General features: G+C 68.1%; 14 protein-coding genes. 6 read left to right on the top strand and 8 right to left on the bottom strand.

What is annotated here, in order from left to right; all coding sequences use genetic code 11:
- Window positions 1–391: 391 nt before the first annotated feature.
- Window positions 392–1009, top strand: a complete 618-nt coding sequence (locus tag N4261_RS02290; protein ID WP_261758621.1) for a hypothetical protein — start codon at window positions 392–394, stop codon at window positions 1007–1009.
- Window positions 1010–1125: 116 nt separating this feature from the next.
- Here the strand turns inward: N4261_RS02290 and gshA are convergent, their stop codons facing one another.
- Together gshA and N4261_RS02280 are read right to left on the bottom strand one after the other, a co-directional pair.
- Window positions 1126–2421 (bottom strand): glutamate--cysteine ligase, encoded by a 1296-nt coding sequence (gene gshA, locus N4261_RS02285; protein ID WP_261758620.1) that lies wholly within the window; start codon window positions 2419–2421, stop codon window positions 1126–1128.
- Between the two features lie 635 nt (window positions 2422–3056).
- Window positions 3057–6791: a hydantoinase B/oxoprolinase family protein gene (locus tag N4261_RS02280; RefSeq protein ID WP_261758619.1), complete on the bottom strand. Its 3735-nt coding sequence runs from the start codon at window positions 6789–6791 to the stop codon at window positions 3057–3059.
- 252 nt (window positions 6792–7043) lie between these two features.
- On the opposite strand from N4261_RS02280, the gene N4261_RS02275 reads away from it, so the two are divergent.
- A complete protein-coding gene (locus tag N4261_RS02275) occupies window positions 7044–7433 on the top strand; it encodes a hypothetical protein (protein ID WP_261758618.1) in 390 nt (129 codons plus the stop codon).
- 68 nt (window positions 7434–7501) lie between these two features.
- The gene (locus tag N4261_RS02270; RefSeq protein WP_261758617.1) at window positions 7502–8359 is read left to right on the top strand and encodes a zinc metalloprotease; all 858 of its coding nucleotides are present in this window, start codon (window positions 7502–7504) and stop codon (window positions 8357–8359) included.
- 151 nt (window positions 8360–8510) lie between these two features.
- Here N4261_RS02270 and N4261_RS02265 read toward each other — a convergent pair whose 3' ends face one another.
- The 3 genes from N4261_RS02265 to N4261_RS02255 form a co-directional block, all read right to left on the bottom strand.
- Complete coding sequence (locus N4261_RS02265) at window positions 8511–10055, bottom strand: ammonium transporter (protein ID WP_261758616.1); 1545 nt, start codon at window positions 10053–10055, stop codon at window positions 8511–8513.
- A gap of 81 nt (window positions 10056–10136) precedes the next feature.
- Window positions 10137–10475 (bottom strand): P-II family nitrogen regulator, encoded by a 339-nt coding sequence (gene glnK, locus N4261_RS02260; protein WP_261758615.1) that lies wholly within the window; start codon window positions 10473–10475, stop codon window positions 10137–10139.
- A 32-nt stretch (window positions 10476–10507) separates the two neighbouring features.
- Window positions 10508–11221: a TorF family putative porin gene (locus N4261_RS02255; protein ID WP_261758614.1), complete on the bottom strand. Its 714-nt coding sequence runs from the start codon at window positions 11219–11221 to the stop codon at window positions 10508–10510.
- Window positions 11222–11542: 321 nt separating this feature from the next.
- Between N4261_RS02255 and N4261_RS02250 the strand changes: the two genes are divergently transcribed.
- The 3 genes from N4261_RS02250 to N4261_RS26010 all read left to right on the top strand — a co-directional run bounded on the left by N4261_RS02250 (window position 11543) and on the right by N4261_RS26010 (window position 14679).
- Complete coding sequence (locus N4261_RS02250; RefSeq protein WP_261758613.1) at window positions 11543–11935, top strand: GFA family protein; 393 nt, start codon at window positions 11543–11545, stop codon at window positions 11933–11935.
- 236 nt (window positions 11936–12171) lie between these two features.
- A complete protein-coding gene (locus N4261_RS02245; protein ID WP_261758612.1) occupies window positions 12172–13068 on the top strand; it encodes a transporter in 897 nt (298 codons plus the stop codon).
- Between the two features lie 81 nt (window positions 13069–13149).
- Window positions 13150–14679, top strand: coding sequence for a methyl-accepting chemotaxis protein (locus N4261_RS26010; protein WP_290428844.1), 1530 nt, complete (start codon window positions 13150–13152; stop codon window positions 14677–14679).
- Window positions 14680–14714: 35 nt separating this feature from the next.
- On the opposite strand, the gene N4261_RS02230 is transcribed toward N4261_RS26010, so the two are convergent.
- The 3 genes from N4261_RS02230 to N4261_RS02220 all read right to left on the bottom strand — a co-directional run bounded on the left by N4261_RS02230 (window position 14715) and on the right by N4261_RS02220 (window position 18169).
- On the bottom strand, window positions 14715–15968 hold the full coding sequence (locus N4261_RS02230; protein WP_261758611.1) for a TIGR02270 family protein: 1254 nt from the start codon (window positions 15966–15968) through the stop codon (window positions 14715–14717).
- The gene (locus N4261_RS02225) at window positions 15965–16951 is read right to left on the bottom strand and encodes a hypothetical protein (protein ID WP_261758610.1); all 987 of its coding nucleotides are present in this window, start codon (window positions 16949–16951) and stop codon (window positions 15965–15967) included. Before N4261_RS02225 ends, N4261_RS02230 begins: the two co-directional genes overlap by 4 nt.
- Before the next feature lie 135 nt (window positions 16952–17086).
- The gene (locus N4261_RS02220) at window positions 17087–18169 is read right to left on the bottom strand and encodes a DUF2169 family type VI secretion system accessory protein (protein WP_261758609.1); all 1083 of its coding nucleotides are present in this window, start codon (window positions 18167–18169) and stop codon (window positions 17087–17089) included.
- Window positions 18170–18181 lie beyond the last annotated feature (12 nt).

Raw genomic sequence — 18181 nt, 5'->3', positions numbered from 1 at the left:
CGCCCTGTCGGCCTCCGGGAACCGCTCGGGCAGTGACTGGGATCTTTCCAATGCCACCTCCGGGCGCGGGCGCGTTCCCGGCTCACCAGCGATGGCGCCCGCGGTCCAATTCCGCAGTTCGGCCGGACATCCCGCCGGACCGGCGCTGCAGGGGGTGCAACACACGGAGCTGACAGTGACGATCCCCGCCGCGGCTCCCGCGCTCGCCATCGACCCACCCGGGCGGACGGATCCGCCGACTCAGACGCCTCCGCCGCTTCCCCCGCGTCACGCGCATCACACGCATCACGCCCATCACACCCATCACACCGAAGCGCCGCAGACATCGCGCACATCGACCGATCGCCTCACGGTCGATCGCCTTCAAGTCCCGCGACCGCGTGACCATGTGATGGATGTGATCTCACCCGACACCACCCTGGCACTGGCGGCCCACAGCCTGCAGTTCCAGGCCGATCATCCGGGCCGCAAGGTGCTCGTCATGTGCAGGGATGGGCGAGGCCCCAGCGCCCAACTCGTGGCGGCCATGGACCTGTATGCCCGGCACCGCGACGGCGAGCTCCGCCCAAGCAACATCAACGCACAGATCCAGGAGGTGGTCCGATCGCTGAGCCACAGCGCCCAGCAACAGTTGCCCAAGACCTTGCCGGGCATGGTGGGTCTGTGCGCGGTCGGCACTGCGCTGTTGCCACTGGCACCGCACGACCTGGTCGCCGGGCCGCCGCGACCACGGCAGACCTCACCGGCCAAGCCGCCACGGCGATTGCCGCTCGCGCCGCCTCCGCCGACACCTCAGCTGCGCGATCCGGCGGTCGCAGCCAAGCTCCGGGGTCGGGCGCGCCCGGTGGGAACGATCGATGCATCGCCCGATCCGCAGGCGGGTCCGGCCGCGCCACTGCCGGTCTCCCATGGCATGCCGCAGATGCCGCCAAAGACACGTCGCGCACCCGAACCACCGGGCACGCCCCCGGCTCCGCCCACGCCGGCGAGGCGCCGGAAAGCGCCCTGAGACGCAGAAGCCAGTCTCGGTCCCTCAGGCCGCGCGTATCACGCCGATCGCGCCGATCACGCCGACCACGCCGATGCCAGGAACCATCCCGGCGCCGGCATCGAACGCGCCGGGGATCAGGCGTAGTCCTCAGCGTCCGGATCGGTGGCCTCCAGCTCGTAGCTGGCGGCCAGCATGGCCAGACGACCGATCACGCCATACATGTAGAAGCGATTCGGCGCGCTCGCGCCGGGCTTCTCGCCGGGCGCCGGCAGATGGGAGGAATGCGCAAAGGCCAGCGGCACATAGCTGGAACCGGGCGCATTGAGGTTCTCGTCTTCGGCGCGCTCCGCATGGACGCGGTAGAAGCCGCCCACCACATAGCGGTCCATCATGTAGACGACCGGCTCGGCCACCGCCTCGTGAATGCGCTCGTGCGTGGCCACGCCTTCCTGCACCAGCACCTGCGAGACCGAACGGCCGTCCTGCAGCGCGCCCATCTTGTTGCGGGCGCGGCGGCCCAGGTCGTCCAGGTCCTTGGCATCGCGCACCGTCATGATGCCCATGCCGTAGCTGCCGCTGTCGGGCTTCACGACCACGAACGGCTTCTCCTGGATGCCGTATTCCTTGTACTTGCGGCGGGTCTTGGTGAGCACCGCGTCCACCTGGGCCTGCAGCGCATCCAGACCTTGGCCGGTGTCGAAGTCCAGCCCGTCCACCGCCACCGATTGCGGATAGATCAGCCACGGGTCCATGCCCAGCAGCTTGGCGAACTTCTTGGCCACTTCCTCATAGGCGCGGAAGTGCTGGCTCTTGCGGCGCACGCCCCAGCCGGCATGCAGCGGCGGCAGCAGGTACTGCTCGTGCAGGTGAGTGAGCACATCGGGCGTGCCGGCCGAGAGGTCATTGTTGAGCAGGATGGTGCAGGGATCGAAGTCCTTGAGCATCAGCCGCGAACGCTGGCGCACCAGCGGCTCCAGCGTCAGCGTGCTGGCGTCAGGCAGGGCGATCGTGGTGGGCTCCTTGATCGACTCGTCCAGCGTGCCCAGCCGCACATTCAGACCGGCCATGGTGAAGATGCGCACCAGCGTAGCCAGGTTCATCTGGTAGAAGCTGTTGCGGAAATGCTGCTCGGGAATCAGCAGCAGGTTCTTCGCCTCCGGGCAGATTTTCTCGATCGCGGCCATCGCCGCCTGGACCGCCAGCGGCAGCATCTCCGGTGTCAGGTTGTTGAACCCGCCGGGGAAGAGGTTGGTGTCCACCGGTGCCAGCTTGAAGCCGGCATTGCGCAGATCGACCGAGCTGTAGAACGGCGGGGTGTGCTCCATCCATTCCAGTCGGAACCAGCGTTCGATGGCCGGCATCGACTCGAGCACGCGCTGCTCCAGCTCGTTGATGGGACCGGTCAGGGCAGTGATGAGATGAGGGACCATGATGAGCTGGGCGCGGGTGGCGGCCTGGCGGCCGAGGGGTGTTCAGATTTTAGGGAAGCCTCGCAGGGCTCACCGCGTCGGGCGCGGCCTCGGATCGGGCGGCCTTGCCATGCGCAATCCCCGCCATCGTCGGCGCTACGGCGAGGATTTGCAACGGCGCGGCGCGCTTGACTCGAGTCAGCGTCCTGGGCGGGCAGTCACGCAGGGCTTCCCTCGGCACCGGAGGTGAGGGTAGAACCAAGAAAGGCAAGAGACACGCCCGCCGCTTCGCCCGACCTCGATGCTGCCCGCATCCGCCTCTCGCCCAGGATTGCCTGATCGTCCGACAGCGGCGAACCAGAAGCTGCCGAGCGTCGCCGGTCTGGCCCGTGCGTCGCCGCCGCTCGGCCCAGTCGTCGGGCCGCCCGCTGCGGTTCCCACCTGAGGGATGCCCACCTGATTCGAGCGCGGGGTTGAAGGGAAAGTCCGGAACCGGTCCCGACTCTGACGCCGAAGCCGACGCCCTCACCTTGGCCGCCCACCAGTGCGAACGTGCCGCCTCCGGGGGAGGCCAGCATATCGCCGTCCAGCGCCCTTCCCCCGAAGCCGGGGACTCCACCGCAAGGAAGGTCGATGAAAACCGGTTCAGATCCGGGTCAGTGGTCGCCGATCGGGCCGTAGCCCCCGCCGCCGGGCGTGCGGATGACGAAGACATCGCCCGGCGCCATCTCGACCTGCCCGATGTGCCCCAGCGTCTCGATGCGGCCATCGGCCCGCTCGACCCGGTTCTCCCCCACCGCGCCCGGACCGCCGCCCGCCAGGCCGAAGGCGCCGAGGGTGCGCCCGTTGCTCAGGATGGAGGCCGTCATCGGCACGAGGAACCGGACGCGCCGTTCGCCGCCCTCCCCGCCATGCCAGCGCCCAGCGCCCGCGGATCCGGTCCGGATCGCGTAGCTGTCCAGCCGCACCGGGAAGCGGAACTCCAGCACCTCCGGATCGGTCAGCCGGGAGTTGGTCATGTGGGTCTGGACCACCGAGGTGCCATCGAACCCCGGCCCGGCACCGGAGCCGCCCGAGAGGGTCTCGTAGTACTGATGCCGGGCATCGCCGAAGGTGAAGTTGTTCATCGTGCACGGCCCCGCGGCCATCACCCCCAGCGCACCGTAGATCGCGTTGGTCACGCACTGCGAGGTCTCGACATTGCCCGCCACCACCGCTGCGGGCGGACGCGGATTGAGCATGCTGCCCTCGGGCACGATCACCTCGATCGGCTTCAGACAACCGGCATTCAGCGGAATCGCGTCGTCCACCAGCGTGCGGAACACATAGAGCACCGCCGCCATCGTGATCGACTTCGGCGCATTGAAGTTGTTGGGCTGTTGTTCGCTGGTGCCGGTGAAGTCCACCGTCGCCCGACGCTCGGCCGCATTCACCCGCACCGCCACCTGGATCCGGGCGCCGTTGTCCAGCGGCAGAACGAACTCGCCGTCCTTGAGCACCGAGATCACGCGCCGCACCGAGGCCTCGGCGTTGTCCTGCACATGGCCCATGTAGGCATCGACCGTGGCGCGGCCGAACTGCGCCACCATCGCCTGCAGTTCCTGGACGCCCTTCTCGTTGGCCGCCACCTGGGCCCGCAGGTCGGCCAGGTTCTGCGCCGGATTGCGGCTCGGATGCGGACCGCCCTGCAGCAGCGCCAGCAGTTCCTGTTCGCGCAGATGGCCTTGTTCGACCAGCTTGAAGTTGTCGATCAGCACACCCTCCTCGCCGATCTCGCGCGAGAACGGCGGCATCGACCCCGGCGTGATGCCGCCGATGTCCGCATGATGACCGCGGCTGGCGACGAAGAAGCCCGGCACCTGCTCCTGATCGAGGAACACCGGCGTGACCACGGTGATGTCCGGCAGATGGGTGCCGCCGTGATACGGATCATTGAGCACGAACACATCGCCGGGCCGCATCACCGGATTGCGGTGGATGACCGACCGGATCGATTCGCTCATCGAGCCCAGATGCACCGGCATGTGCGGCGCATTGGCGATGAGCTGTCCGTCGCGATCGAAAAGCGCGCAGGAGAAGTCCAGCCGCTCCTTGATGTTGACCGAGTAAGCCGTGTTCTGCAGCCGCAGGCCCATCTGCTCCGCAATGTTCATGAACAGGTTGTTGAACACCTCCAGCACCACCGGGTCCGCCTCGGTGCCCAGGGCCCGGCCGCTGCTGCGGGCGCGGATGCGGGTCAGCAACAGCTCGCCGCCGGGCTGGACCTCGGCCTGCCAGCCGGCATCGACCACCGTGGTCGCATTGCGCTCGGCAATCACCGCGGGGCCTTCGATGCAGGCGCCGGGCTGGAGCGACTCGCGCTGATGCAGCTCAGCCTCCCGCCAGCCCGCCGGCTGGTCATCGGCCAGGCAGTACATGCGCACCCGGTCCAGCGGCTCCGGCCGATGCGGCGTTGACGGCGCGGCGCGCTCGCGCTCGACCAGCTCGGCACCGGCCGCGAGGCACTCCACCGACACCGCCTCGATGACCAGCGCCCGGCCCGGCATCAGGAAGGCGAAGCGTTGTCGGTAGGCCTGTTCGAAGTCGCCGCGGATGGCGGCGATCGCCGCCTGTGACGCGGGCGTCGAGCGGGCCAAGGCCTCATCCGGCTCATCCGGCTCATTCGGCGCAACAGGCTCATTCAGTGCTTCCGGCAGCAGACAGCTCAGCGCCGTGTCGGTGCCCTGGTAGCGCACCTGCACCCGTGCCACGGTGCGCAGCAGGTGAGCCGGCACGCCTTGGGCCGCCAGTTCCTCGGCGGCTTGTCGGGCCAGCACCGACGCGGCCTGGCGGGTGGCAGCGAGTCCCGCGTCGTCGAGCAAGCGCTCCACCGACGCCTCGCGCATCGCGATCTGGTCGGCCAGCCCCATGCCGTAGGCGCTCAGCACACCGGCCAGCGGATGGGCCAGGATGCGCGTCATGCCCAGCGCATCGGCCACCAGGCAGGCGGCCTGGCCGCCGGCACCGCCGAAGCACTGCAGGGTGTAGCCGGTGACGTCATAACCGCGCGCCACCGAGATCCGCTTGATGGCATTGGCCATGGCGCCGACGGCAATCTGGAGCGCGCCCGCGGCCGCCTCCTCCGGCGTGATCGGCTTGCCGGCGGCGGCCATGGCGGCGGCCAGCTCGCCGAACCGCTGCTGCACCACCTCGCGGTCCAGGGGCTGGTCCGCGCCGGGACCGAACACCTTGGGGAAGTGATCGGGTTGGATGCGACCCAGCATCACATTCGCATCGGTGGTGGCCAGCGGACCGCCGCGCCGGTAGCTGGCCGGTCCGGGATTGGCCCCGGCCGATGCCGGCCCCACGCGCAGCCGCGCCCCATCGAACGCAATCACCGAGCCGCCGCCCGCGGCCACCGTGTGGATGCTCATCATCGGCGCGCGCATGCGCACACCGGCCACCTCGGTGTCGAAGGCGCGCTCGAATTCGCCGGCAAAGTGGCTGACATCGGTGGAGGTGCCGCCCATGTCGAATCCGATCACCCGCTCATGCCCGGCCGACTGCGCAGTGCGCACCATGCCGACGATGCCACCCGCCGGGCCGGACAGGATCGCATCCTTGCCCTGGAAGCGGTGGGCCTCGGTGAGGCCGCCGGAGCTCTGCATGAAGAACAGCCGCACGCCCGGCATCTGGCTGGCGACCTGATCGACATAGCGCCGCAGGATCGGGCTGAGATAGGCGTCGACCACGGTGGTGTCGCCGCGCGGGATCAGCTTCATCAGCGGGCTGACCTCGTGCGAGACCGAGATCTGGCTGAAGCCGATCGCCGCCGCCAGCCGTTTGGCGGCCGCTTCATGGGCCGGCGCCCGCCAGCCGTGCAGGAAGACGATGGCGCAGGACCGCAGGCCGGCATCGAAGGCCGTCTGCAGGTCGGCGCGCAATGCGGCTTCGTCGAGCGCAACGATCACCTCGCCCTGCGCGTCCACGCGTTCGTCCGCTTCGATCACGCGCTCATAGAGCAACTCCGGCAGTTGGATGTGTCGTTCGAACAGGCGCGGTCGGGCCTGGGTCGCGATGCGCAGCGCATCGCGGAAGCCTCGGGTCGTGACCAGCAAGGTGCGGTCGCCACGGCGCTCCAGCAAGGCATTCGTGGCCACGGTGGTGCCCATCTTCACGCACTCGACCTGATCGGCGGTGATGAGCGCGCCGGCCGGCAGACCGAGCAGCCGACGGATGCCTTCCACCGCCGCATCGCGGTAGTGCTCCGGGTTCTCGGACAGCAGCTTGAGCGTGTGCAACTCGCCATCCGGCGCCCGGCCGACCAGGTCGGTGAAGGTGCCGCCGCGGTCGATCCAGAACTGCCAGCGGTCGGGCAGGCGGGCGGGGGAACTCGGGGCCGGGCGTTGCATGGCGGAGGGTTCGCAGTGGCGTTGCCGCCATTGTGGCCCCGTCGTCTGGCTTCGCCGCGGTCGTTGAGGGACGACCGTGGGGACTTGGGCCGGCGCGCCAACCGGTCTGACGTCCGCAGGGACCCGACCGTGCGCACGGGAGGACGGCCGCTGCCCGGGACCGAACCGACGCCCGAATAGGTCGCACTCGCTCCCGTCCCCACATTGCCCACACCGCCAATGACTCTGAACTTCATCCAAAGTTGTCCTCCCATGCGCCTGCTCGCAGGGGTCCTCATCGCCGTGCTGCTCGGCGGTTCCAACTCGGCGTGGGCCGGCTTCCGCTGTGGGGAAGGCCTCATCGACATGCTGTTGCTGCCCTCGACCGGCCAGAGCAACCTGCGCCTCCACCTCACCTCGGCAGTGAAGCCGATGGACTTGTGGCGATACCACATCGATCAGAGCCTGCCGCCGATGGTGTCGATCTGGGAATCCGACAGCCCCACACGCTGGAACAAGAAGGTCGACGCGCTTCAGTTGGCCTTCGCCATGCAATTGCCTGTGCGCGTGACCAGCAACGACTACAACTGCATGGGGCCACAGGACGAGTTTGAGATTCGAATCTGTTCCGCGGGGAAGGATTGCTCGCCGCCGGCACCATGAGAGCCAGCCAAACCGCTTCCCGCCCGTGCCTGTGCGGGCGGTCCTGGTCAGGTCATTGGCGCCGGGCCGTGGCCGTGACGATGCTGGTGCTGCTGTCCACCGCGTCCTTGGCCCAACCCATCCCGCCGACGCCGCGCCCCCTGCCGCCGCCGGCGGATCTCACCAGCGTGAAGGGCCTGGGCAACGCGGACGGCACACCCTTGCGGCTGCAGCAAAAGTGGGACGGCGAACTCACCTTCGAGATCGCGCCGATGGGTCAATATGTCGAAGGAATCGCCGGGCAAGACGGCCGTTCGGTGTCGGTCCAGATCAATGCCAGGCCGCTGATCCGGGACGCTCTGGCGGAGTGGACAGCCGCAGGCCTGCCGCTGCGCGCCGTCAGTCCCGGCGAGACGCCGAGCCTGCGCATCGGATACGGCACGCTGGCGTTGCCGTCAGCCCTGGGCTGGACGAATGTGCGGGGGCCGGTTCACGAGGTCACCCTGTCCCTGCGCAACATCGCACGGAAGGCCGTCCGTCTCTACGGCGACATGACTCGACAAGGCGTGATCGACAGTCGCCAGGTCTCGCTCAACGACTTCGCCGCGATGTTGACCAGCCTGACAGCCCTGCATGAGATCGGCCATGGGCTCGGACTGCTCCATCCGGATGCCCCGTCAGGGGACGAGTTGGGCGCGCGCATCGTGACCTTGCTGGGCGCGATCCAGCACCCGCTGCAGCCCTCCATCATGATTGGGGACAGCCAGGTCTTCTTCACGCTGGCGCATCAGGCCTTGGGACGGCCGGTCGGCCCTGGGGACATCCGTCTCAACCAACGGGACCGCATCGGCGCGCGAATCATGTGGAACCGCAACGCGGCCCACCTGTTGATCCTTCGGCAGATGCAATGTGCGCTGCCCAGCCCCAGTTGCATCGCGTCGCAATGACCGTGACGAAAAAAAGCCGCCCCGGGGGGCGGCTTGAAGTCGAGCACCGCAGCGTGCCGGTCTCAACCGTTCATTGCAGGAACCACTTCTTGTCTTGTCGAGAGGCCACGACGCCGGCGGTACGAGCACCGGCGACGGGCCCTTCTCACGATCACTTGTGATAGGCGGTCTCGCCGTGGGAGGCGATGTCCAGGCCTTCGCGCTCTTCCTCTTCGGTGACGCGCAGTCCGATCACCAGGTCGACGATCTTGAAGGCGACCACCGAAACCACGCCCGACCAGACGATGGTCAGCAGCACGGCCTTGAGCTGCGTCCACACCTGGCCGCCGATCGAATAGACATCCGCCGCGATGACCGAGGCCGTCACCCAATCGCCGACGGCGCTCGGGCCACCCAGGTTGGGCGAGTTGAAGACACCGGTCAGCAGGGCACCGACGATGCCGCCGACACCGTGCACGCCGAACACATCCAGCGAGTCATCCGCGCCCAGCAGCTTCTTCAGGCCGGAGACACCCCACAGGCAGGCGAAGCCAGCGATGAAGCCGATCACCAGACCACCGCCGATACCGACGTTGCCCGCCGCCGGCGTGATGGCCACCAGACCGGCCACCGCACCCGAGGCCGCACCCAGCATCGAGGCCTTGCCCTTGAGCAATGCCTCGCCGATGCACCAGGCCAGCACTGCGGCGGCCGTCGCAAACAGCGTGTTGATGAAGCCCAGGGCGGCGAAGCCGTTGGCTTCCAGCGCGGATCCGGCGTTGAAGCCGAACCAGCCCACCCACAGCATCGAGGCGCCGACCATGGTCAGGGTCAGGCTGTGCGGGGTGAAGGCTTCCTTACCGTAGCCGATGCGCTTGCCCACCATGTAGGCACCCACCAGGCCGGCGACCGCCGCATTGATGTGCACCACCGTGCCGCCGGCGAAGTCCAGCGCGCCCCATTGCCAGATCAGACCGGCCTTGCCGTTCATCTCGTCCACCACGGCGGCCGAGCTGTAGGCATCCGGGCCCATCCAGAACCAGACCATGTGGGCCATCGGCGCATAGCTGAAGGTGAACCAGATGACCATGAACAGCAGCACGGCGCTGAACTTGATGCGCTCGGCGAAGGCGCCGACGATCAGGCAGCAGGTGATGCCGGCGAAGGTCGCCTGGAAGGCCGCGAAGACGATCTCCGGGATGTAGACACCCTTGCTGAAGGTCGCGGCATTGGCGAAGGTGCCGGCCGCGTTGTCCCAGATGCCCTTCATGAACAGCCGGTCAAAGCCGCCGATGAACTGGTTGCCCTCGGTGAACGCCAGGCTGTAGCCGTAGACGGCCCACAGCACCACGATGAGCGAGAAGGTGACCATCACCTGCATCAGCACCGACAGCATGTTCTTGCTGCGGACCAGGCCGCCGTAGAACAAGGCCAGGCCGGGCACCGTCATCAGGATCACCAGCAGGGTGGAGACCATCATCCAGGCGGTGTCGCCCTTGTTGGGCACCGGTGCCGGCGCGGCGGCGGCCGAAGCGGCCTCGGCCGGCGCGGAAGCAGCCGGCGCGACAGCGGCAGGCGCGGTCGCGGCGGCGACCGGTGCGGCCTCGCTCGCGGCGACTGCCGCGGGCGCGGAGGCCGCGTCCTGCGCCCAGGCCGCCGGGGCCAGGCTGGTGAAGGCTGCCGCGGCCAAGGCCAGGCAGGCAAGGAGTTTCTTCATGATCGGGACTCTCTTCGTTTGATCTTGAGGATGGACGTCGTCAATGGGCGGAGGGCGTCGATGGGCGGGCGCGGCGCGCGATCAGAGCGCGTCCTGGCCGGTCTCGCCGGTGCGGATGCGGATGACCTGGTCCAGCGGGGAGACGAAGATCTTCCCGTCGCCGATCTTGCCGGTGCGGGCCGCGTTCTCGATGGCCTCGATCACCTGCTCGACGACGCCGTCCGACACGGCGGCCTCGATCTTCACCTTCGGCAGGAAATCGACAACGTACTCCGCACCGCGATACAGCTCGGTGTGGCCCTTCTGGCGGCCGAAGCCCTTGACCTCGGTGACGGTCAGCCCCTGCACGCCGATGGCGCTCAGGGCCTCGCGCACTTCATCGAGCTTGAATGGCTTGATGACGGCGGTAATCAGTTTCATGGCTCTCTCCTCGAATCGCTGACGGGTCGGTCTCAGAAGACCTTCTTCACGGACACGACCACGCCGTTCTTGCCCAGGTCCTTGCCCTTGCCGCCGATGTAGGCGTCGGTGTTGGTCGCCACGAAGGCGGCGCCCCAGGTCAGGCCGTACCAGTCCTTGTTCACCGTCAGCGAGTAATCGGTGTAGGAGGCGGAACCGACGTTCTTCACCTTCTGGTGACCCACGTGCGGGGTCAGGGTGAAGCCGTTGCCGACGTCGAAGGTCGCGCTCAGGTCCAGGTAGCCGCTCTGCTTGGAGTCGGCGAAGCCGAACAGGTTGGTGGTGCTGTGCGAATACTTCAGCGTGGCGGGGCCGTAGCTCAGCGCGCCGTAGATTTCGTTGGTGTTGGCGCTCGGGTTCAGGTCGTTGCCCGGATAGTTGTAGCGCAGGAAGCCGATGTCGCCGGTGAAGCCGCCGCCGAGTGCGGTCTTGTAGCCGAGGTAGGTGTCGATCTCGACATCCGCGTCGCCGCCGGCATCGGAGATCCACTTGATCGTCGACGCCCAGGCGCCGATGTAGAAGCCGCTGGAATGGGCGTAATCCACGCCGCCTTGCAGGGCCGGCTTGAGGCGGGATTGCGAAATGCCGCGATAGCGGTAGTCCGAGGTCACGCTCAGGTTGAAGGACAACGGGTCGGCGGCTTGGGCAAACGCCGGCAGCGCGGAGGCGGCAAGTGCGGCGGCCAGAACGGCGATCATGGGCTTCATGCGGAGGGGCTCCTGATGCTTGTTGAGTGGGTGGGCTCCAAATCCGTAGGAAGCTTTGCAGCTTTTATGCCAGGCCCCATTCCGGCTCATGAACGCAACGAGGGGTTGCAAAACACGCCCCGTCCTGCGCCCAATCGCACCACGCAGGTGCAACGCAGGGCTACGCATTAACCCTTGAACCGCCCCAAGCGGGTGCCTGGGCTGGCATCGCTGCGGTGAAATCTTGAGCGGAGGCCATGTATTCGGGGCCGAATGCGCCCCTGCGGCACTTCACGGGGGCGATGCCGCGCTTCCCTCGTGGGCGTTTGAAGGAGACGCAGGATGGATCGATTCACAGGAGGATGTCTGTGCGGCGAGGTCCGGTTGGAGGCGCGCGGGCGACCGCACCGGGTGGGCCTGTGCCATTGCCTGGACTGCCGCAAGCATCACGGCGCGCTGTTCTATGCCGCGGCGGTCTTTGCGCAGGACGCCGTTGCGATCACGGGGGAGACGCGGGACTACCGCGGTCGGCATTTCTGCCCACGGTGCGGCTCATCGGTGTTTGCCCGCAGCGGCGACGAGGTGGAGGTGCACCTGGGCGCGCTGGACGCGCCCGATCAGCTCATGCCGAGCTATGAAAGCTGGGTCGTGCGGCGCGAGGCTTGGCTGCCGCCGTTTCCGCTGGCCAGGCACTATGCGCAGGACCGGGAAGGGGCCGGTCGGGAAGAAGGATGACTCCCAGCCGGGCGCAGCGCGTCAACAGGCCCCGCCGCTGCGGCTGCGGCTGCGGCTGCGTGGCCCTCGTTGAGGACCCAGGACGGCCTATCGCATCAAGGTTCGCAACTTGAGGACGTATTTAACGGCTGGCGTCTTCCCGCCAGTGTGGCTGCCCCCTGTTTCTCTCGGGCAGCGCTGTTCGGCTATGGGGGCTACCCCTATAGTCGACCGATCGGAGCTGGAGGAGACCAACCATGTCATCGATCCACCGTGCCATCGCCACCCGGCTGAACCGCGCACCGAGCCAGCCCGCCAACCGATGTCGCAGCCATTGGCAGCGCCCCGCGTCCCCATGGCCTGTCGCGATGGCCGGAGGGATGGCGCTGGGCCTGATCCTCGGGTGTGCACAGCCCGCGATGGCCGCCGATGACGGCATCGCCACCGATCGTCCGGATTTCGTCGAGTCCAGTGACACCGTCGGCAAGGGCCGGTTCCAGATCGAGACCAGCGTCGCCTTCGAGCGCGACAAGCGTGGCGGCTCCAAGTCCCGTGTGCAGTCCACCCCCACCCTGCTTCGCTGGGGGTTCGCGGACGACCTTGAGCTCCGGCTCGAAACCGATGGCGCCTTGCGCGCCCGCAGCACAACCGACGGCACGACCATCCGAGACAACGGCTTTGCCGACAGCGCCCTGGGCATCAAATGGCATGTCGCGGATGGCGATGAAGCGCGCAACCTCCCGGGCATGGCCTGGTTGTTCCATGTCGACACGCCCAGCGGCTCGCGTGCATTCAAAGGCCATGGCCTGCGACCGTCGGTGCGACTGACCGCGGAATGGGATCTGCCGCACGACTACTCCGTCGGCGTCATGGGCGGGCTCTACCAGGAGCGCAATGAATCGGACAAGCGCTATGTCGGCGGCATTCTGGCCGCGACGGCGGGCATGCCGTTGGCCGAGCGATGGCGCGGCTTCGTCGAGGTGGCCGGGCAGCAATTGACCTCCGCGCGCAACGGCGGGAATGTGGTGACCTTCGATACCGGCCTGACTTGGCAGTTGGCCCCGTCGCTGCAGCTCGACACCGCCGTCTCGCGCGGCATCAGCAAAGCCGCGCCGGACTGGGCCTGGACCGTCGGCTTCTCGGTCAGGTTCTGAAGACGCGGATGCGGCGCCGCGCAATCGCCCGCTTTCCGGTTGATCGGTCTGTGTTTCCCGGAGGACTCGATGCTCCCAACGATGACCATTCGTCAGCGCATGCTGACCCTCAGCCTGATCGGCGTGTTCTTCATGCTGCTGGTCGGAGGGATCGGGTACGGCGCCATCGCCCGTCTGGATGCCGAAGGCCAGGCGCTCATCCGGACCGGTTCCGCGCTGCGTGAGCAGATGGAAGCGGACATGATGCATGACGCGCTGCGCGCCGACGTCTACCGCGCCCTGCTGGCCGCTTCTCAACAACGGGCCGGTGAGCAGGCGGCCATCAAGGCGGATACGGCGGACCATGTGAAGGCGTTCCGGTCGGCGATGGCCTCGCTGAAGTCGACCTCACTGAGCGCCGAGGTCGACGCCGCGATCGTGCGCACCCAGACCAGCCTGGAGGCCTACATCAACCAGGCCACCCAGATGGTGGACATCGCCTTCAGCGATGCGGCCGGTGCCGCCGCCCGCATGGACGCGTTCAGCGCCAGCTTCAAGGCCCTGGAAGGCGAGATGAGCACGCTGAGCGATCAGATCGAAGCCATCAGCACGGCCACACAGGCCGAGAGCGAAACTGCGGCAAGCACCGTGCGCATCATGCTGCTGGGCGCCGTCGTGGTTGCCGCCGCGGTGCTGCTGGGCATCAACCTGCAAGTGGCGCGCAGCATCACCGTGCCGCTGGCGCGGGCAGTGGAAGTGACCCGCTCGGTGGCGAGCGGGGATCTGGCCAGCCACATTGACCCCGGCAGCCGGGACGAGACCGGGCAGCTGATCAATGCGCTGCGGCAGATGAGCGGGGACCTGGCGGGCGTGGTCGGTCAGGTGCGGGACAGCGCGGGATCGATCGCTCTGGGTTCGGCGGAGATCGCCAATGGCAACGCCGACCTGAGCCACCGCACCGAAGAGCAGGCCGGCAACCTGCAGGAGACCGCCTCCGCCATGGAAGAGCTCACCGCCACGGTGCGCGCCAACGCAGAGACCGCTCGTCGAGCCACCGACCTGGCCATCAGCGCCTCGACCGTGGCCAGCGAGGGCGGCGACGCGGTGGGGGCGGTGGTGCAGACAATGTCGGCCATTTCGACCAGCTCGCGCCGGATTGCCGAGATCCTGGGCGTCATCGACAGCATCGCGTTCCAGACCAACATCCTGGCCTTGAATGCGGCGGTGGAGGCAGCCCGCGCAGGCGAGCACGGCCGCGGCTTTGCGGTGGTGGCGTCGGAAGTCCGCACCCTGGCCACGCGCAGCGCGGGCGCGGCCCGGGAGATCAAGACCTTGATCGGCGAGAGCGTGGTGAATGTCGAGAACGGGACGCGCCAGGTCGACGCCGCAGGAGAGACGATGCGCCGCATCGTGGACGAGGTGCGCAGCGTCAGCGCGCTGATCCGGCAGATCAGCGCCGCCAGCGATGAGCAAAGCCAGGGCCTGGGACAGGTCAACGAGGCGGTCACCCAACTCGACCGGATGACGCAGCAGAACGCGGCGTTGGTGGAGCAGTCCGCCGCCGCGGCTGAGAGCCTGAAGCAGCAGGCTGAGCGGCTGAATGCGGTGGTGGCGCAGTTCAGGCTGGGGTGACCGGGCGCGGCGGTGTGAGCGGCCGGTGTTGGGACTCAGCCGGCGCTCAGCGCCAACAGGGCACGTTGGCGTGGCGCCGGCGCACAGACGTCAAACAGCGGCCTTCCGGGTGTGCCGAGCGCCAGTGCGGTCGCAGCCACGGCGCGATGTCGCTGTGTGGCTTCGGTCAACATGGTGAGCAAGTGGGTACGGGTGGGCGCCTGGCCGAGCCATCGCCGTTGGCCAGAAGGCAGCCGATGGCGGGCCTCCGTCCACCATTTGGCGGCGGCTTGCGGGTCCGGCCAGGGCAGGTCCGCATCTGGATCGGATTCGACTTCAGGATCTTCTGGGTCGTCGTTGGGCCCGGCCTCGAAGCCCTCCGGTGTCCGGCCTCGCAGCCCTGGCTCGCGGAAATCGGCGCCGGTGATGAGGGCGAAGCTCTCACCCGCCAGCCGTGCCGTCGCTGGCTGCTGCATCTGACTGAGCAGCCACGGCACATACGCAGGATCGCCCACCCGACCGCTGGCGCGCAACAGCACGCGCAGGTCGGCGCCCCGGCCCGCCAGCCCTTTCAACCAGGCATGCGCCTCGTCGGGAGCCTGGATCTGAAGCAAAAGATCAAGACCTGCGCCAGCGGCGCCTTGCTCGGCCTGCGACTTCAACGCGTCGATCGCCCGACCACGGTCACCCAGCAGCGCACTGCTCCAGGCGGCCCAGTTCCGGCAGTTGGCGTCATCGTCGGTCAAGCCATCCAGACAGGCATCGCGCTGGTGCAGGGCCCCCACCTCGCCGGCCAGTCGCAACGCGCGCGCGCGGACCGTCGGGCTCGGGTCCGCCAAGAGCTGTGCCCAAGACGCCCGAGGGTCCACCCGGTGCAGCGCCAGCGCCCAGACTCCGATCAGTCGACGCACCTCGCAGGTGGATTGAATGAGGTCCAGGACGATGCCTCGCAACAGGGCGGGATCCACCCATCCAAACGCAGCCGCGATGCCGGGAATCACCATGGACTGTGTGGGTGCCAGGGCCAGCACACCGTCGAGCCCTGCCGCATCCCCCACCTGCAAGGCCAACGCCGCTGCGGTAAACGCTTCCCCGCCTTGCGGCCTCTCCTGAAGGGCCCGGTGGGCGTGCCGCCAGCCGGCCGCCGCCGCGACGTAAAGACCCTCCAGGTGCGCAGCCAATCGCTCATCGAGATCGGCCAGCGACGCCAGGTCGCGTCCGGCACTCTGGACGGCCCGCACCCGCTGGGTCCAGAGAAAGGCGGTCTGCTCGGCATATTGCGCCACCATGTCCTCGATCACTGCCGTCATGGAGAACGCTCCTTTCGGGGCACGACCACACAGGCAGATCGACCTCCGGCCTCGGACCCGAGTTCAACCACGGCGCTCTCAGCCTGCCCTGCGGCGTGGATGAAGCGATGCGCACAGGCGAGCAGCGCCAACAGCGCGCCGGCACTGCCGGTCTCACCCACCGACATGGCGGGAAGCACGGTGCACAAGCGCGCCCGCCGGGTCCGGAAAAAGCGGGCATGCGCCAAGGTCGCCTCCCAGGCGGCGTAGCGCTCGCCGTTGTCGTTGGACAGGATCCAGCCGAGGCTCGGCTCCAGCACGCCGGCATGTTGCGTGGCGCAACGAAGGGCCTCGACCCTGGCTTTGCCCTGCGAATAGCGATCGGAGGTGGCCGAATCCTGCTCGTGTGCGGCGGCCCAGCCCGTGAGCAGTGCGGTCGGCTCGGCCGTGGAGGCGCCGGGCGTGTGGGGGCCTTCCAGGGTGGGCAAGGTCAGCAGCACGCAGGCGGCACCCTCGCCGGGGGTCAGCCCCTGCGCCTGGCGCGATGTACCGAGGCGACCCGCACGCTCCAGGCGCTCATAGTCGGCCTCCAGCACATAAGTGTCGGTGGCGGCCACCAGCACGTAGGTCAGCGACGGTTCGCCGAGCAGTTGCCGGGCCAGATCCAGCGCCTCTGCCAGCGCAGCGGCTCCTCCGCCTTGGGTTTGAGTCACCCGCTGAAAGTCAGCCCCGACCCGTTCCGCCACCCGGCTTGCCAGCGACGCCATGGGATGCCCTGGATCCGACAGTGAGGGCACCCTGAAAGGTTCAGGCGGGATCAGGATGAGCGCGCCCGATGCCGGCACCAGCGCGTGGCGGGCGAGCACCTCGTCAACGACGCGCGCGCCCATGGCGATGAGCCATTGCATCGGCGTCCGACGCAAGGCCCAATGCGCCGGGATCCTCGCCACGATCTGCTCGGCGCCGAAGGGTTGGGTTCGCAACACGGTTTCAAAGCGACTCATGCGCGCCCGGATCCCTGCGCAAGTCTGGGGCCGGTCCAACCCCACTGCGGTCACAGCGCCCCCACCGCGCAACCAAAGTGATGGGCTCAACGGCGCGCTCCTTCGAATGACCGCCTCACCAGCGCGCCGGGGCGATCAAGGATGGAAACAGGGCGCATGCGCGGCATCAATGAAGCCCGGACGTGCCTGCCAGACCTTGAGCCGCTGGCGTGCCAGCAACCAGCCAGGCGTGGCGTGACCCAGCACCACCGCGAGCAATGGGGGGCGGTTGCGAATGCGCGGGATGGCCACACGCGCCTTCAGCGTGACCGTTCTCCGGTCGGTGTGAATGGCCACGGTATCGATGCGAGTGGGGACCCGCTCCACGTGATCGGCGTGAACAAGATGAATCGGGACGTCGAGCCTGGGCAATCGGAAGTGCCACCTTCCCGAGGGCGTCATGTGTTGAATCTCGACCGACTCCCCCCCCGTTACCCGATCGATTTGTTGGTCAAGCGGCGCCGACTGGTTGAACAAGGGATCGAAGTCCCCGGGCGGGAGCGGCCAGACCTCGTCAAGCCAATGGGCGTCGTAGGTGCCAGCCAGGGACAGGCGCGGGGCCCAATGCCGCGCCACGATGCCGAAACCGGCCGGCACCGGGCTGTCGAACCGGTGGGCGGCCTCGGCATGCTCGATGTTCGGCCATGCACTCCCGACCGTGGGATCGGCCGAGGCCGCTCCTCGGAAGCCGATGCCGACGGGGTTCTCCAGGCAGCATTCGCCTTTGGCCGTGGTACCGCCGAAGGCCCGCTCATAGACCAGCGGGAGCCGTTCGAAGGGCGCCGGTCTGCCGTTCTTCGACTGTCGGTCACCGGTCACTCTCAAGCGCTTGTGAATGCTCGACAGCCTGAGTGCCACCTCGATCTGACCGACCGCCCGGCCACTCGGGGCATGCGCGTGCCCGTGGACCAGCACGTCGACACGGGGTTTCAGCGGCGCAATGTCGGATTCGAAGGCCGTGCTGGAGAACGCCGGGTCTGCGCGGGGTTCGTCAACGAACCGGACCGGGTCTTGAATCGCCGCGAGCCCCAATCGGCCGTCGTCTTCATCCTCGTGCTGGTCGCCGGCCGCGAATGTGGCGCACAGCACGATGACGAGCACTTCCTGTCCCGCCCCGTCGATCTGAACATGGGAGAGCGCGGCAAACGGCGTCCGGTTGACCAACTCGACATCGAACACGGTGCCCCGCCT

Source organism: Roseateles amylovorans, assembly GCF_025398155.2.
Taxonomy (GTDB): Bacteria; Pseudomonadota; Gammaproteobacteria; order Burkholderiales; family Burkholderiaceae_C; genus Roseateles; species Roseateles amylovorans.
The sequence above is the reverse complement of the archived record's forward strand: the minus strand, read 5'-3'. Positions and strand labels throughout refer to the sequence as shown.

What these genes read in the sequence shown, in the direction of transcription:
- N4261_RS02290 (WP_261758621.1), top strand. Translation starts at nt 392, where the DNA reads ATGGATGTGATCTCACCCGACACCACCCTGGCACTGGCGGCCCACAGC.
- gshA (WP_261758620.1), bottom strand. Translation starts at nt 2,421, where the DNA reads ATGGTCCCTCATCTCATCACTGCCCTGACCGGTCCCATCAACGAGCTG.
- N4261_RS02280 (WP_261758619.1), bottom strand. Translation starts at nt 6,791, where the DNA reads ATGCAACGCCCGGCCCCGAGTTCCCCCGCCCGCCTGCCCGACCGCTGG.
- N4261_RS02275 (WP_261758618.1), top strand. Translation starts at nt 7,044, where the DNA reads ATGCGCCTGCTCGCAGGGGTCCTCATCGCCGTGCTGCTCGGCGGTTCC.
- N4261_RS02265 (WP_261758616.1), bottom strand. Translation starts at nt 10,055, where the DNA reads ATGAAGAAACTCCTTGCCTGCCTGGCCTTGGCCGCGGCAGCCTTCACC.
- glnK (WP_261758615.1), bottom strand. Translation starts at nt 10,475, where the DNA reads ATGAAACTGATTACCGCCGTCATCAAGCCATTCAAGCTCGATGAAGTG.
- N4261_RS02255 (WP_261758614.1), bottom strand. Translation starts at nt 11,221, where the DNA reads ATGAAGCCCATGATCGCCGTTCTGGCCGCCGCACTTGCCGCCTCCGCG.
- N4261_RS02250 (WP_261758613.1), top strand. Translation starts at nt 11,543, where the DNA reads ATGGATCGATTCACAGGAGGATGTCTGTGCGGCGAGGTCCGGTTGGAG.
- N4261_RS02245 (WP_261758612.1), top strand. Translation starts at nt 12,172, where the DNA reads ATGTCATCGATCCACCGTGCCATCGCCACCCGGCTGAACCGCGCACCG.
- N4261_RS26010 (WP_290428844.1), top strand. Translation starts at nt 13,150, where the DNA reads ATGACCATTCGTCAGCGCATGCTGACCCTCAGCCTGATCGGCGTGTTC.
- N4261_RS02230 (WP_261758611.1), bottom strand. Translation starts at nt 15,968, where the DNA reads ATGACGGCAGTGATCGAGGACATGGTGGCGCAATATGCCGAGCAGACC.
- N4261_RS02225 (WP_261758610.1), bottom strand. Translation starts at nt 16,951, where the DNA reads ATGAGTCGCTTTGAAACCGTGTTGCGAACCCAACCCTTCGGCGCCGAG.